Origin of the sequence: Paenirhodobacter enshiensis, assembly GCF_000740785.1 — a bacterium.
In the GTDB taxonomy this organism is placed as follows: Bacteria; Pseudomonadota; Alphaproteobacteria; order Rhodobacterales; family Rhodobacteraceae; genus Rhodobacter; species Rhodobacter enshiensis.
On the sequence record NZ_JFZB01000009.1, the window covers coordinates 47178 to 59895 of the forward strand.

At 67.3% G+C, this 12718-nt stretch carries 15 protein-coding genes; 6 read left to right on the top strand and 9 right to left on the bottom strand.

Annotation, left to right across the window (positions count from 1 at the left end):
• The first annotated feature begins 4 nt into the window (after positions 1-4).
• From CG50_RS06960 to CG50_RS06980, 5 genes are all read left to right on the top strand, one after another.
• Positions 5-922 carry a carbon-nitrogen hydrolase family protein gene (locus CG50_RS06960; protein WP_051909659.1) on the top strand — a complete coding sequence of 306 codons (918 nt, stop codon included), beginning with the start codon at positions 5-7 and terminating at the stop codon, positions 920-922.
• Between the two features lie 82 nt (positions 923-1004).
• On the top strand, positions 1005-1223 hold the full coding sequence (gene infA / locus CG50_RS06965; RefSeq protein WP_036636451.1) for a translation initiation factor IF-1: 219 nt from the start codon (positions 1005-1007) through the stop codon (positions 1221-1223).
• Positions 1220-1807: a Maf family protein gene (locus CG50_RS06970; protein WP_036636452.1), complete on the top strand. Its 588-nt coding sequence runs from the start codon at positions 1220-1222 to the stop codon at positions 1805-1807. Before infA ends, CG50_RS06970 begins: the two co-directional genes overlap by 4 nt.
• The gene (locus tag CG50_RS06975; protein WP_036636457.1) at positions 1804-2850 is read left to right on the top strand and encodes a ribonuclease E/G; all 1047 of its coding nucleotides are present in this window, start codon (positions 1804-1806) and stop codon (positions 2848-2850) included. Before CG50_RS06970 ends, CG50_RS06975 begins: the two co-directional genes overlap by 4 nt.
• The gene (locus CG50_RS06980; RefSeq protein ID WP_036636460.1) at positions 2847-3020 is read left to right on the top strand and encodes a DNA gyrase inhibitor YacG; all 174 of its coding nucleotides are present in this window, start codon (positions 2847-2849) and stop codon (positions 3018-3020) included. Before CG50_RS06975 ends, CG50_RS06980 begins: the two co-directional genes overlap by 4 nt.
• Before the next feature lie 84 nt (positions 3021-3104).
• Here the strand turns inward: CG50_RS06980 and CG50_RS06985 are convergent, their stop codons facing one another.
• The 4 genes from CG50_RS06985 to CG50_RS07000 form a co-directional block, all read right to left on the bottom strand.
• A complete protein-coding gene (locus tag CG50_RS06985; RefSeq protein WP_036636463.1) occupies positions 3105-3341 on the bottom strand; it encodes a thioredoxin family protein in 237 nt (78 codons plus the stop codon).
• A gap of 13 nt (positions 3342-3354) precedes the next feature.
• Positions 3355-4416 (bottom strand): permease, encoded by a 1062-nt coding sequence (locus CG50_RS06990; RefSeq protein WP_036636465.1) that lies wholly within the window; start codon positions 4414-4416, stop codon positions 3355-3357.
• Entirely contained in the window at positions 4413-4712 is a 300-nt protein-coding gene (locus tag CG50_RS06995) for an ArsR/SmtB family transcription factor (protein WP_036636468.1), read from the bottom strand. The genes CG50_RS06990 and CG50_RS06995 overlap by 4 nt, the downstream gene beginning before the upstream one ends.
• Positions 4713-4863: 151 nt before the next feature.
• Positions 4864-5871, bottom strand: coding sequence for a GlxA family transcriptional regulator (locus CG50_RS07000; protein WP_051909661.1), 1008 nt, complete (start codon positions 5869-5871; stop codon positions 4864-4866).
• Positions 5872-6075: 204 nt separating this feature from the next.
• On the opposite strand from CG50_RS07000, the gene CG50_RS07005 reads away from it, so the two are divergent.
• On the top strand, positions 6076-6912 hold the full coding sequence (locus CG50_RS07005; RefSeq protein WP_036636470.1) for an alpha/beta fold hydrolase: 837 nt from the start codon (positions 6076-6078) through the stop codon (positions 6910-6912).
• Positions 6913-7092: 180 nt separating this feature from the next.
• On the opposite strand, the gene CG50_RS07010 is transcribed toward CG50_RS07005, so the two are convergent.
• The 5 genes from CG50_RS07010 to CG50_RS07030 all read right to left on the bottom strand — a co-directional run bounded on the left by CG50_RS07010 (position 7093) and on the right by CG50_RS07030 (position 12650).
• The gene (locus tag CG50_RS07010; protein ID WP_051909663.1) at positions 7093-8757 is read right to left on the bottom strand and encodes an amidohydrolase; all 1665 of its coding nucleotides are present in this window, start codon (positions 8755-8757) and stop codon (positions 7093-7095) included.
• Between the two features lie 59 nt (positions 8758-8816).
• On the bottom strand, positions 8817-9836 hold the full coding sequence (locus CG50_RS07015; protein WP_036636472.1) for an extracellular solute-binding protein: 1020 nt from the start codon (positions 9834-9836) through the stop codon (positions 8817-8819).
• 74 nt (positions 9837-9910) lie between these two features.
• Positions 9911-10714 carry an ABC transporter permease gene (locus tag CG50_RS07020; RefSeq protein WP_036636475.1) on the bottom strand — a complete coding sequence of 268 codons (804 nt, stop codon included), beginning with the start codon at positions 10712-10714 and terminating at the stop codon, positions 9911-9913.
• Positions 10711-11580 (bottom strand): ABC transporter permease, encoded by an 870-nt coding sequence (locus CG50_RS07025; RefSeq protein WP_036636476.1) that lies wholly within the window; start codon positions 11578-11580, stop codon positions 10711-10713. The genes CG50_RS07020 and CG50_RS07025 overlap by 4 nt, the downstream gene beginning before the upstream one ends.
• On the bottom strand, positions 11577-12650 hold the full coding sequence (locus CG50_RS07030) for an ABC transporter ATP-binding protein (protein ID WP_036636477.1): 1074 nt from the start codon (positions 12648-12650) through the stop codon (positions 11577-11579). Before CG50_RS07030 ends, CG50_RS07025 begins: the two co-directional genes overlap by 4 nt.
• Positions 12651-12718: the final 68 nt, after the last annotated feature.

Sequence of the window (12718 nt, forward strand, 5' to 3'; positions counted from 1 at the left end):
AGACGTGACGATCGCGACCGCGGCCTGGCCGCTCGACTGGCACGAGGACTGGGCGTCCTACGAGGCGAAGGTGCGCGACTGGGTGCAGCGCGGCATCGACAAGGGCGCGGATCTTCTGGTCTTTCCGGAATATGGCGCGATGGAACTCGCGTCGCTTGGCGGGCCCGAGGGGGCGGCGGACCTCGACCGTGCACTTGACGAGGTGGTGGCGCATCGCCCGGCGATGGATGCGCTGTTCGAGATGCTGGCGATGGACACGGGGCGGCATATCCTCGCCCCCTCCGGGCCGGTGATCGAGGACGGACGGCGGCTCAACCGCGCCTGCCTGTACGGCCCGCACGGGCTGATCGGCCATGTCGACAAAGCGATCATGACCCGGTTCGAGCGCGAGATCTGGCATGTCGAGGCGGGCGAGGGGCTGCGGCTGTTCGATACCGCGCTCGGTCAGATCGGCGTGCTGATCTGCTATGACAGCGAATTCCCCCTGCTCGCGCGTGCGCTGTGCGAGGCGGGGGCAGAGATCTTGCTGATCCCGTCGTGCACCGACACGCTCGCGGGCTACTGGCGGGTGAAGGTGGGCGCGATGGCGCGGGCGCTGGAAAACCAATGCGTCACGGTGCAGTCGCCGACGGTCGGCGATGCGCTGTGGTGCCCGGCGATCGACGAGAACCGCGGCACCGCGGCGATCTACGGCCCCTCGGACAAGGGCTGGCCCGACAACGGCATCGTCGCCGAGGGCGCGCCCGATGTGCCCGGCTGGGTGGTGGCGACGGTCGACCTCGACAAGGTGCTTGAATCGCGCGGCAACGGGGCGGTTATGCCCTTCATGCACTGGCCCGAACAGGCGGCGCAGGCGGCCGATGTGCGCATCTTCACCGAGGCCCCGGTCCCGGGGTTTGCCGAAGATCGGCTCGATTCCTGACATTTTCCTTGAAATCCGCGTGATCCCGGCGCATGAAACGCGCGCCCGCGATTAGGCGCGGGCGCCTTATTCTGGAGTGACCATGGCCAAGGAAGAAATGCTCGAATTCCCCGGCGTCGTGAAGGAACTCCTGCCGAATGCGACGTTCAGGGTCGAGCTGGAAAACGGCCATGAGATCATCGCGCATATGGCAGGCAAGATGCGGAAGAACCGCATCCGGGTTCTGGCCGGCGACAAGGTGCAGGTCGAGATGAACACCTACGACCTGTCCAAGGGCCGTATCAACTATCGTTTCAAGTGAAACTGATCCTCGGTTCCACCAGCCCGCGGCGTCGCGAGCTGGTCGCGCAGCTGGGGCTGACGCCTGCCGGGACGCGCGCCCCCGACATCGACGAGACCCCGATGAAGGGCGAGCCCGCGCGCGATTACGTCGCGCGCATGGCCCGCGAGAAGGCGGCTGCGGTGTCCTGCGCCGCCGATGAGGTCGTGCTGTGTGCCGATACCACCGTGGTGTGCGGCCGGCGGATCCTCGGCAAACCGGCGGACGAGAAAGAGGCGGCGGAATTCCTGTGGCTTCTGTCCGGCCGTCGCCATCACGTGCTGACCGCGGTCGCGGTGCGCACGCAGGGTGCCTTGCGCGAACGTCTGGTCGACACGGCGGTGAAGTTCCGCGCGTTGTCGAATGCGGATGTGAACGGCTATCTCGCCTCGGGCGAGTGGCGGGGCAAGGCGGGTGGCTATGCCATCCAGGGCCGCGCCGGCGCGTTCATCCCGTGGATTCAGGGCAGTTTCACCGGCGTCGTCGGGCTGCCTCTGTCGGAGACCGCGTTGCTGCTGGCGGCGGCGGGGATCGACGTCACTGCTGCTGACAAGGTGAGTGCATGAAAGGCCGTATCGTCGTTCTGGGCGAGATCGAAGGTCTCGAAGCTGCCGCGCTGATGGTCGACGGACAGCTCGAAGATCTGCTGGTCGATGCCTCGGATCACGTGACGCTGGCGCCGGGCGCGATCTGCCGCGGCCGGATCGAGCGGCAGATGAAGGGGCAGGGCGGCGTGTTCGTCCGGCTTCCGGGCGGGGTGAACGGCTTCCTGCGCGAGGCCAAGGGCCTGGCGCCGGGGGCTGACGTTCTGGTGCAGGTCACCGGCGGCACCGAACCCGGCAAGGCGCTTCCGGTCTCGCTGCGGCTGCTGTTCAAGGGCCGCCACGGCATCGTCACGCCGGGCGCGCCGGGGATCAACGTCTCGCGCCGCATCGCCTCCGAGGATCTGCGCGCGGAGCTGCAGGCGATCGGCGAGGCGGCGATGGAGGGCTCCGGCATGGGGCTGATCCTGCGCTCGGTGTGCGAAAACGCCGATGATGAAGAGATCGCCACCGAGCTTGCCGAGCTGCGCGCTTTGGCCGAGGCGATCCTCGCCGATGCCACGGGCGAGCCGGAACTGTTGCTTGATGCGCCCGGGCCCCATGACGAGGCCTGGCGCGATTGGGCCGATCCCGCGCCTGATGAGGTGGTCGAGGGCTTCGCCGAACATGGCGTTCTGGAAGCGGTCGAGGCACTGCAAACCGTCCGCGTCGCGCTGACCGGCGGCGGTCACATGATGATCGAGCCGACGCGTGCGTTGATCGCGGTCGATGTGAACACCGGCAATGACACCACGCCGGCGGCGGCGCTGAAGGCGAATATCGCCGCGGCGCGCGATCTGCCGCGCCAGCTTCGTCTGCGCGGTCTGGGCGGGCAGGTGGTGATCGACTTCGCTCCGATGCCGAAGCGCGACCGTGCGACGCTGGAACAGCAGCTTCGCGCCGCCTTCAAAGGCGAATCCGCCGAGACGAGCCTTGCCGGCTGGACCCAGCTCGGTCTTTACGAGCTGGTGCGCAAGCGCGACCGCGTGGCGCTGAGCCTGCTTCTGGGCGACGGGGGCCGGGCATGAGCTGCCCGGTCTGCGGCAAGCCGGCGGATCCGAAATACCGGCCGTTCTGCTCGAAGCGCTGCGCCGATGTCGATCTGGCGCGCTGGCTGAACGGATCCTACGTCATTCCGGGAACCGAGACGGATGACGAAATCCCCTCGGTCCCGACCGGAGACGACACGCAGCACTGACCCCGGGCAAAGGCGCTTCCGGGGCGTCGTGCCGGTGCCGAGCGGCCCCAGCACGGTGTGCGTGGCCAGTCGCGCGCCCGGTCCTCAGGCGGAAAGCCATCCTTCCAGTCTGGTCGCATCCGGCAGTCCGCCGGCATGAACGAGCTTGCCATCGACCGAAATGCCCGGGGTGGACAGCACGCCGGCAATGGCGATGGATTTCGGGTCGGTGACCTTCTCGACCTCGACCTCGATGCCGAGCTTTTCGGCCGCAGCCTTGACCATGGCCTCGGTGGCCTGGCAGCGCTTGCAGCCGGAGCCGTAGACCTTGACGATTTTCATGGAAATTGTCCTTTCAGAAGATCAGGTTGAAGAGAAAACCAACGGCAAGGATGCCGCTTGCCACCACCCCGATGAAGACGGCGATCAGACGCAGGGTCAGGACCTGCCGCAGGATGATCATCTCGGGAAGGCTGAGGGCGATCACGCTCATCATGAATGCGAGCACCGTGCCAAGCGCCGCCCCCTTGCCCAGCAGGGCCTCGACGATGGGAATGACACCGGCGGCATTGGTATACATGGGAATGCCCATGATCACCGCGACGGGGACGGACCACCAGGCGTCGGCGCCCATGATCCTCACCATCAGATCCTCGGGCACATAGCCGTGGATCAGCGCCCCCATGCCGATGCCGAGAATGATCCAGACCCAGACCCTGCCGAAGATCTCCCGCACGGCCGCGATGCCGAAGCGGTAGCGATCCGCCATGGAGGGGTGCTCGTCCTCGGCCAGGGCGGGAGCGCTCGCGCCGGAATGGATGTCGCGCACCCAGTCCTGCAACCAGCCTTCGAGGTGAAGCCTGCCGATGACATAGCCCGCGACGATGGCGATGCCGAGCCCGAAGGCCAGATAGGTCATGGCCACCTTCCAGCCCACGAGGCCGAACAGCAGAACCAGCGCCACTTCGTTCACCATCGGCGCGGCGATCAGGAACGAGAAGGTCACGCCAAGCGGCACCCCCGCCGAGACGAAGCCGATGAACAGCGGAACGGCCGAGCAGGAGCAGAACGGCGTCAGGACCCCAAGCCCCGCGGACAGGATGTTGCCGATGCCCTCGCGCTTGCCCGACAGCAGCGCCCGCGTCTTCTCCGGGCTGAAGAAACTGCGCACGACGCCCATGACGAAGACGATGAGCGTCAGCAGCATCATCACCTTCGGAACGTCATAGAAGAAAAAGGCGACCGCTTCGCCGGTGTGGCTGTGGCGTTCCACCGGAATGAGCGCCGTCACCCATTCGGAAAACGGCGGCAAGGCGCGGTAGACTGTTCCCCACGCGACAAGAAAGGCAAGAATGCCCAGATGCCACAGCCAGTCGGGACGCGCCGGGCGGGCGGGATGAGCGATATCGGCATTCATGCGATTTTCCTTTCTTCGGGCCTTTCGCCCCGTTCGGCGGCAAGGATCGTCTTGAGCACCGCATACACCCCGGGGGGCATGTCGGGGTTCAGCCGGTAGCGCACCCATTGCGCATCGCGCCGGTCCACCACCAACCCCGCCTGCCGCAGAACCTGCATGTGGCGCGACATGCGGCTTTGCGTGGCATCGAGCTTCTGCATCAGTTCGCACACGCAATGCTCTGAGCCATCGGCGAGCAGAAGCAGCGCCTGAAGACGGGTATGTTCCGCGATCGCGGCAAGGATCGGCACCATCATGGTCAGACTCCCTTCATGCGCATCTGCGCATATGCAGGGGGGCACGCCTTGATCTGGATCAGGTCGGCGCCCGAAACCCGTGGCGGTCCGCCAGAGGGCTGTCAGAATGCGCTCGTCAAAGTCTCCGATGCGCTTTTTGGCGGGGGCGCGTTCAGGGGGCCGGGGACGGCGGATCGCTTTCGCCGCGGCCGGCCATCCTTGCGGGGCCGAAGGCCTGACGGTAGGCGGCAGGCGTCATTCCGGTGAGCTTGTGAAAGCTTTTGCGGAAGGCGGCGACGTCGGCATAGCCGACCGTCCAGGCGATGCGGTCGATCGCATCCTGCCCGTTTTCCAGTTCCGAACGCGCCCTGGCGATGCGCACCTGTTGCACGTAGGTCCGGGGCCGGTAGCCGGTCGCGGCGGTGAACCGGCGCAGAAAGGTGCGTTCGGTCAGCCCGGCGATGTCGTTCAATTCGCCTTGCGGCAGGGCCTCGGCGGAATGGGCGTGAATGTGGTGCTGTGCGCGTCGGATCGCCTCGTCGCCATGATCGAGGCGAGGAATGAAGCTGGCATAAGGGCGCTGGCTGCTGCGCGGCGGGTCGACCAGCAGGAAGCGTGCCGTCGCCAGCATGGCCGTTGGGCCGAGGAGCCGCTCGACCAGCGTCAGCCCGAGATCGGTCCAGGCGAGGATGCCGCCCGCGGTCACGATATCGCCCTCGTCGAGCACCATATGCTCCGCGGCGAGGCGGATCTCGGGGAAGCGCCGGGCGAGCTGTTCGGCAAAAGCCCAGTGAGTGGTGGCGCGGCGGCGGTTCAGCAGGCCCGTCTCGGCCAGAACGAAGGCTCCCGCGCAGACCGAGCACAGCGTCGTTCCTCCGGCATGGCAATTCAGCAGCCATTCGGCGCGGGCGGGCTGCGGCTGCATGTGCGCGGGCATCACGATGCTCGGCGGCGCGATGACATGGGTCAGACGATGCCCCTCGGCGGGGTGACTGTCCCAGACCGGGGCCACGCCGCTCGCATCCGCTTGCCAATGCGAGACGCGGATATGGCGGTCAGGGTGGCCCGACCAGTCGCTTGCGATGCGAAACAGGTCCGTCAGCCCGTGCACTGCCGATAGCTGGCAATCGGGATAGATCAGCAGGCCGATTTCGGCGACCGGGGGCGGCGGGGGCGTCATTGTCCGTTTTGCCTCTGTTCTTGTCAGATCCGCCACGCGCCGACGGCCACCGTTCGAGGTAGTCCTGGTCGGGTCGAAACCAAGAGCGCAGGCCAAGCAAATCGCACTCACCCGCCGCCATCTGCCGATCTCCGCCGCGGCGGAGAGCCTCGCGGGGGGGGCGGGTGCCAGTCTGCCCTCGCCACACCGGAAGGAGTCTTCACAATGGGCTATGTCACCACGACCGATGGCGTCGCGATCTTTTACAAGGATTGGGGGCCGAAGGACGCGCAACCGGTCATGTTCCATCATGGCTGGCCACTGAGTTCAGACGACTGGGATGCGCAGATGCTGTTCTTTCTGTCGCAGGGCTACCGCGTCATTGCACATGACCGCCGCGGGCACGGCCGTTCGGCCCAGGTCCCGGAGGGCCATGACATGGACCATTACGCCGCCGATGCCTTCGCCGTGGTCGAGGCCCTCGACCTGCACCGGGTGATCCATATCGGTCACTCGACCGGTGGCGGGGAGGTGGCACGCTATGTCGCCCGCTATGGCGAGCCCGCGGGCCGCGTCGACAGGGCGGTGCTGGTCTCGGCGGTGCCGCCGCTGATGCTCCGGACTGCCGCCAACCCCGAGGGCCTGCCGGTCGAGGTCTTCGACGGTTTTCGCACGGCACTGGCCGCGAACCGGGCGCAGTTCTTCCACGACGTGCCCGCCGGCCCGTTTTACGGCTTCAACCGCGACGGGGCGACGGTTCTCGAAGGGGTCGTTCAGAACTGGTGGCGGCAGGGCATGATGGGCAGCGCCAAGGCTCACTATGACGGGATCAGGGCCTTTTCGGAAACCGATCAGACCGAGGATCTCAGGGCGATCACCGTGCCGACGCTGGTCCTGCATGGCGAGGACGACCAGATCGTGCCGATCCACGACGCGGCGCTGAAGTCGATCGGGCTGTTGCGAAACGGCACGCTGAAGACCTATCCGGGCTTCTCGCACGGGATGCTGACCATCAATGCCGGGGTGTTGAACGCGGATCTGCTCGCCTTCGCCAGGGCCTGAAGACCTCGCGGATCGGGGACTGTCGACCGGCGCCGGTTCGCGTCCGTTGTCCGCCGGCCCGAGGCGGACGCGGATCGGCCGCCGGTCTTTCGGTGGCAAGGGGGCGCTTCCGGCCGGGGCGCGCGCGCCCCGGATCCCGGCCGGGGCCCGGCCCGCGACCGCGGTTCCGTGCGATGCCGGTCAGCTTGGGGGAAATGCCTCGTGCACGATTTCGCCCGCGCAGATCGTCAGCGCCGCGCGGCAGGCTGTGGCGCTGTCACGCAGCTTGCGCGGATCTCCCTCAAGCAGGACCAGATCCGCCGCCATCCCTGCGGCAATCCGCCCCCGGTCGGCCTCGGCGTGAAGCGCCTTCGCGCCGCCCTCGGTATAGGCGCGGATCACATCGGCGAAGGGCAGACGCTGATCGGGGACATCGGGCGCCCAGGGCTGGCGGCTCAGCGCGGCATGGATCGCGTTGAACGGCGAGAGCGGCGCCGTGGGCCAGTCGGTGCCAAAGGCAATGGTGGTGCCTTCGCGCGCAAGCGCCGCCCAGGGAAACGTGTCGCCCCAGCGGGCGCGGCCCATGATCGACACCGTGGGCTCAAGCGGCAGACCGCTCGACCCCGGCGGATGCACCGGCTGCATCGAGGCGATCACCCCGAGTGCCGCGAGGCGCGGCCGGTCGTCGGGGTGCAGCATGTCGATATGCTCGATCCGGTGGCGGGCGTCGCGCGCGCCATTGGCGTTTCGCGCCGCCTCATAGCCGTCGAGCGCCAACCGCACCGCCGCATCGCCGACGCAATGGGTCTGGATCTGAAGTCCGGCCGCATCGGCCTGCCGGCAGATGTCGATGAAGGCCTCGCGGCGGAACAGCGGGTTTGAGCGAAACCCCGGCCGGCCGGGATAATCGTCGGTGCGAAATGCCGTCCAGGTGTCGAACACGCCATCGAGGAACATCTTGATCCGGCCGAAGGACAGTTTGCCCACCGGGGCGGAGCGGGCGGCGGCGATCATCTCGGCCACGCGCTCGGGGCCGTGCGAGGGGGCGATGCGCAAGGCCGCGCTGACCCGGATCGGCAGCGCGTCCGCGCGCGCCATCTCGCGCAGCAGATCGGCCTGATAGAGGTTGCCGTCCATGTTGACGGCGGTGGTGATGCCTTGCGCCGCGCAGGCATCGAGCGCGCGGCGCAGCGTTTTCATGTCGCGGGCGCGGGCGGCGGCATCGGGGGGCGTCGCGGGCTCGTCCCCGGCCATGGCAAGACCGTCGCGCCCGCCGGTCGCCGCGAAACGGCCGACGAGCTGCATCGCGCCGTCCTCGCGCAGCTCTCCCGTGGGCAGCCCGTCCGGGCCGATCACCACCTCGGCCCGTTCGAGGGCGGGGACATGATCCATCAGCCCGGCCAGCCTCAGCGCCGCGGTATTGGCGAAGGCGGTGTGCAGATCGACCGCCAGCATCAGGAACGGCTGATCGGGCACCATGCGGTCGAGCGCGTGCCGGTCGGGCCGGGTGCCGGGGCCGAGGACCTCGTAATTCGCCGACCAGGCGCCGAGCAGCGGTTCCCCTTCGCGACCCTTGCGATAGGCGCTCAGCGCGCGGGCGAGCTGCTCTTCGGACTGCACTTCCAGCAGGTTGAGCTGATCGAGCGTCACGCCGCCCTGAAACAGATGCAGATGACTTTCGCAAAAGCCGGGCGCCAGAACCCGGCCCTGCGCGTCGATCCGGCGTGCTTCGGGGGCTGTGGGCAGGGTATCGGGCGCGCCGACATGGGCGATCCGACCGCCTTCGATGCGGACCGAGACGGCCTTGCCGCTCAGCACGTCGCGGGCGTTGACGATGTCGAGGGTCTGGATGGGCGGCTTGGGCATGAGGCAGTCTTTCGGGGAAAGGAGAGGCCCCGCCCGGAAGAACCGGGCGGGGCAGAGGGTTATTGCAGCAGGTCGGTCCAGACCTTGGTCACCAGATCCTGCGCGGCGGGCGAGCAGGCCTGAGCGAATTTCACCGGCACGCTCGGGAAGATCTCGGGCGCATTCTGGGGGGTGTATTTCGCCTTCGCCGGGTCGATCTTCATCGGCGAGGCGTGCGAGTAGAAATTCGCCTGTTCGGTGGCGTTTTCGGTCGTCGACATGAAGTCGATGAACTTCTTCGCGGCCGCGACGTGCTCTGCCCCCTTCGGCACGACGAAGCTGTCGAGCCAGCCGACCAGACCTTCCTTCGGCATGGCGTATTCGACCGGGGCGCCCTCGGTGCGCGCCTTCAGCTCTTCGCCGTCCCACCAGAAATGCGCCGCGACTTCGCCGCCGGCGAGGCTGTTCGAGATGTTGTCCGAGCTGTAGGTGGCGACCGCCGGCTTCTGCGCCTTGAGCAGGTCATAGACCTTCTTCATCTCGGCCTTGTCCTCGGTGCAGAACGGCACGCCGAGGTAGATCTCGGCCGCGCTCACCACCTCGTCGGGGGCGCCCATCATGCCGATCTTGCCCTTCAGATCGGCGCCCGGCTCGAACAGCACCTTCCAGCTGTCGACCGGCCCCTTGTAGAGGGTGCGGTTGACCGCGAAGCCCGCGGTGCCATAGGCGACGGGGATCGAGTAATCGTTCTTCGGGTCCCACCACTGGTGCTTCCACTTGTCCTCGAGGTTCGAGAAGGCGGGCATGTCCGCGGCGTCGATGTCCTCGAGCAGCCCCTGGTCGATCATGATCTTCACGAAATGCTGCGAGGGGGTCACGAGGTCATAACCCGAGGCGCCCGATTGCAGCTTGGTCAGCGCGTCCTCGTTCGAGGTGTAGCTCGACACGTTGACGGTGATGCCGGTGTCCTTCTCGAACTTCTGGATCAGATCGGGCGAGATCGAATCCGCCCAGGTGTAGAGGTTCAGCGTCTCGGCGCCGGCGGGGAGGGCGAGGCCGAGGCTCAGCGCGGTGCCGAGCATCAGGGAGGTCTTGGTCATGGATCTGTCTCCTGTTGGATCTTGTTTTGCGGGTCGTGGTCATCCGCTCCCGGCGGGCGGGGGCGGTATCGGGCTCAGGGATCGCGCCGCATCGCGCGCATCGACAGCACCAGCGCGGCGCTGGCCAGCACCAGCGACAGCACGATCAGCAGCGTCGAGATCGCGTTCAGCTCGGGCGAGGCGCTCTTCTTGATGAGGCTGAAGAAATACACCGGCAGCGTGGTGGTGCCGCCCGTGGCGAGCATGTTCGAGGTGATGAAATCGTCCATCGAGATCACGAAGGACAGCATCGCCCCCGAGAACACGCCGGGCAGGATCAGCGGCAGTGTCACGCGGCGAAACGCGGTCAGGGGCTTCGCGTAAAGATCCTGCGCCGCCTCTTCGTAATCGGTGCTCATGCCCTGCAGCCGGGCGCGGATCGGCAGGAAGGCGAAGGGCGTGCAGAAGGTGCTGTGGGCGACGATCAGCCGGGTCATTCCATCCGCGAGACCGAGCTGCGAGAACAGGATCAGCGTCGCCACCGCGAGCACGATCTCGGGCAGCAGCAGCGGCAGGTTGACCACGGTTTCCGACAGCTTCGCGCCGCGCATCGTCGGGTTGCGGCTGAGCACCATCGCCGCCATCAGCGCGACGGTTGTCGCGATGGCGGTCGCGACGACCGCCACGATCAGCGAGGTCCGCACCGCATCGAGCAGCGGCCCGTTGTCGAGCGCGGCGCGATACCATTTCAGCGAGAACCCGGTCCAGACCGAGACGATGCGGTTCTCGTTGAACGACAGCCAGATCACCACCGCGATCGGGGCATAGAGCCACAGGAAGAACAGCACCGTCACCGTGCCGAAGCCCGGATAGCGACGGATGTCATGGGATTTCTTCATGCCTCGGCCTCCCGCTTGTGCCCGGCGCGCAGCGCGTTGACGATCAGCACCCCCATCACCAGCGCCATCAGCACCAGCGCGATGGCCGCGCCGAACGGCCAGTTGCGGGCGCTGCCGAACTGCGTCTGGATCAGCGTGCCCATGGTGATCTGCTTGCCGCCGCCCAGAAGCATCGGTTCGAGCACGGTGCCGAGCGCGGGCACGAAGACCAGGATCGCCCCCGCCGCGAGCCCCGGCCAGGCGAGCGGCACGATCACCCGCCGCGCCGTCGTCCAGCGGCTGGCGTAAAGATCGGCGCCCGCTTCCAGCAGTGCCGGATCGAGCTTCTCGATCGCGGCGAAGACCGGCAGCACCATCAGCGGGATATAGCTGTAGACCATGCCGATCAGCATCGCGGTCGGGGTGAACAGCAGCGATCCCTCGCCGCCGAGGAACTGCCACAGCCGCCCGCCGAACCCGTCATTGCCGAGGATGATGAGCCAGGCATAGACCCGCACGATCATCGACACCCAGAACGGCAGCGTCACCAGATAGATCAGCAGCGCCTTCGCCCGCGGCCCGCGCGTCGCGATGACATAGGCGACGGGCAGCGCCAGCGCCATGCAGATCGCCGTGGTGATCAGCGCCAGCAGCACGGTCCGGCCGATGATGAGCACGTATTTCGGATCGAATTCCAGCTCGTCCGACCAGCCGGCGGTGAACAGGATGTCGCGATAGGGCGCGAGGGTGAAATCCCACTCGAACCCGCCATAGGCGCCGCGTTTGGCCACCGAGACCAGCGCGACGATCACCAGAGGCGCGAGCAGCGTCACCGCCATCAGCACCCAGGCGGGGACCAGACCCCAGAAGCGGAACCCCCGCCTCATTGGCCGAGCACCCGCGCCGAACCCGCCACGATGCCAAGCCGCACCTGCTGGCCGATGGCGTAGCTTTCGGCCTGCGACAGGGCGTTGCGCCGCGACACCCGCAGCACGGCGCCCCGGGTTTCGACGGTGTAATGGGTGAAGCCGCCCATGTAGTTGCGCGCCGTCACCGTGCCGGCGATGATCTCGCCCGCCGCCTGATCCTCGATGCCGATCTTCTCGGGGCGCAGCGACAGCGTGGCCTTGCCCGGGCCGCTCACGCCTTTCTGCGCCGCCTCGATCTCGATCCCCATCGGGGTGCGCACGCGGGCGCGGGGGCCGTCGACCGAGAGCACCTCGACATCGAGGAAATTGGTCGCGCCGATGAAATCCGCGACGAAGCGGTTCTCGGGCTCCTCGTAGATCTCGGAGGGGGTGCCGAGCTGCTGGATCCTTCCCTCGCCGAGCACGCAGATCCGGTCCGACATGTCGAGCGCCTCGTCCTGATCGTGGGTGACGAAGATGAAGGTGATGCCGGTCTGGCGCTGCAAGGTGCGCAGCTCGTCGCGCATCGCCTGACGCAGCTTCAGATCGAGCGCCGAGAGCGGCTCGTCGAGCAGCAGCACCTGCGGCTCGGGTGCCAGCGCGCGGGCGAGCGCGATGCGCTGACGCTGCCCGCCCGAGAGCTGCGCGGGCTTGCGTTTCGCGAAAGGTGTCATGTGGACGAGTTCGAGCATCTCGGCCACGCGCGCCTTGCGCCGCGCCTTGTCCCAGCCGAGGTTCTCCAGCCCGAAGGCGATGTTCTGTTCGAGCGTCATGTGCGGGAACAGCGCATAGCTCTGGAACACCGTGTTCACCCGGCGCTTGTGCGGCGGCAGGGTGCCGATCTCGGTGCCGAACAGGCTGATCGAGCCGGTGCTCGGGATGTCGAAGCCTGCGATCATCCGCAGCAGCGTGGTCTTGCCGCAGCCCGAGGGGCCCAGAAGGGTGAAGAATTCGTTTTCATGGATGGTGAAGCTCACCTCCTTCAGCGCCTGATAATCGCCGAAGGATTTGCTGACCTTGAAAACCTCGACCGCTTTTCCGCGTGTCATGTCGTTGCAGGCTCCCTCTGGGGTGGGGCCCGCCGCAGCGGGGTGCGACGGGCGGGGATGGGCTGGGG

Bases quoted from the DNA above. Each gene is read 5' to 3' on its own strand.
- CG50_RS07020 (WP_036636475.1), bottom strand. From the start codon at position 10,714: ATGAAGAAATCCCATGACATCCGTCGCTATCCGGGCTTCGGCACGGTG.
- CG50_RS07015 (WP_036636472.1), bottom strand. From the start codon at position 9,836: ATGACCAAGACCTCCCTGATGCTCGGCACCGCGCTGAGCCTCGGCCTC.
- CG50_RS07005 (WP_036636470.1), top strand. From the start codon at position 6,076: ATGGGCTATGTCACCACGACCGATGGCGTCGCGATCTTTTACAAGGAT.
- CG50_RS07025 (WP_036636476.1), bottom strand. From the start codon at position 11,580: ATGAGGCGGGGGTTCCGCTTCTGGGGTCTGGTCCCCGCCTGGGTGCTG.
- infA (WP_036636451.1), top strand. From the start codon at position 1,005: ATGGCCAAGGAAGAAATGCTCGAATTCCCCGGCGTCGTGAAGGAACTC.
- CG50_RS06995 (WP_036636468.1), bottom strand. From the start codon at position 4,712: ATGATGGTGCCGATCCTTGCCGCGATCGCGGAACATACCCGTCTTCAG.
- CG50_RS07000 (WP_051909661.1), bottom strand. From the start codon at position 5,871: ATGACGCCCCCGCCGCCCCCGGTCGCCGAAATCGGCCTGCTGATCTAT.
- CG50_RS06985 (WP_036636463.1), bottom strand. From the start codon at position 3,341: ATGAAAATCGTCAAGGTCTACGGCTCCGGCTGCAAGCGCTGCCAGGCC.
- CG50_RS07010 (WP_051909663.1), bottom strand. From the start codon at position 8,757: ATGCCCAAGCCGCCCATCCAGACCCTCGACATCGTCAACGCCCGCGAC.
- CG50_RS06990 (WP_036636465.1), bottom strand. From the start codon at position 4,416: ATGAATGCCGATATCGCTCATCCCGCCCGCCCGGCGCGTCCCGACTGG.
- CG50_RS07030 (WP_036636477.1), bottom strand. From the start codon at position 12,650: ATGACACGCGGAAAAGCGGTCGAGGTTTTCAAGGTCAGCAAATCCTTC.
- CG50_RS06980 (WP_036636460.1), top strand. From the start codon at position 2,847: ATGAGCTGCCCGGTCTGCGGCAAGCCGGCGGATCCGAAATACCGGCCG.
- CG50_RS06975 (WP_036636457.1), top strand. From the start codon at position 1,804: ATGAAAGGCCGTATCGTCGTTCTGGGCGAGATCGAAGGTCTCGAAGCT.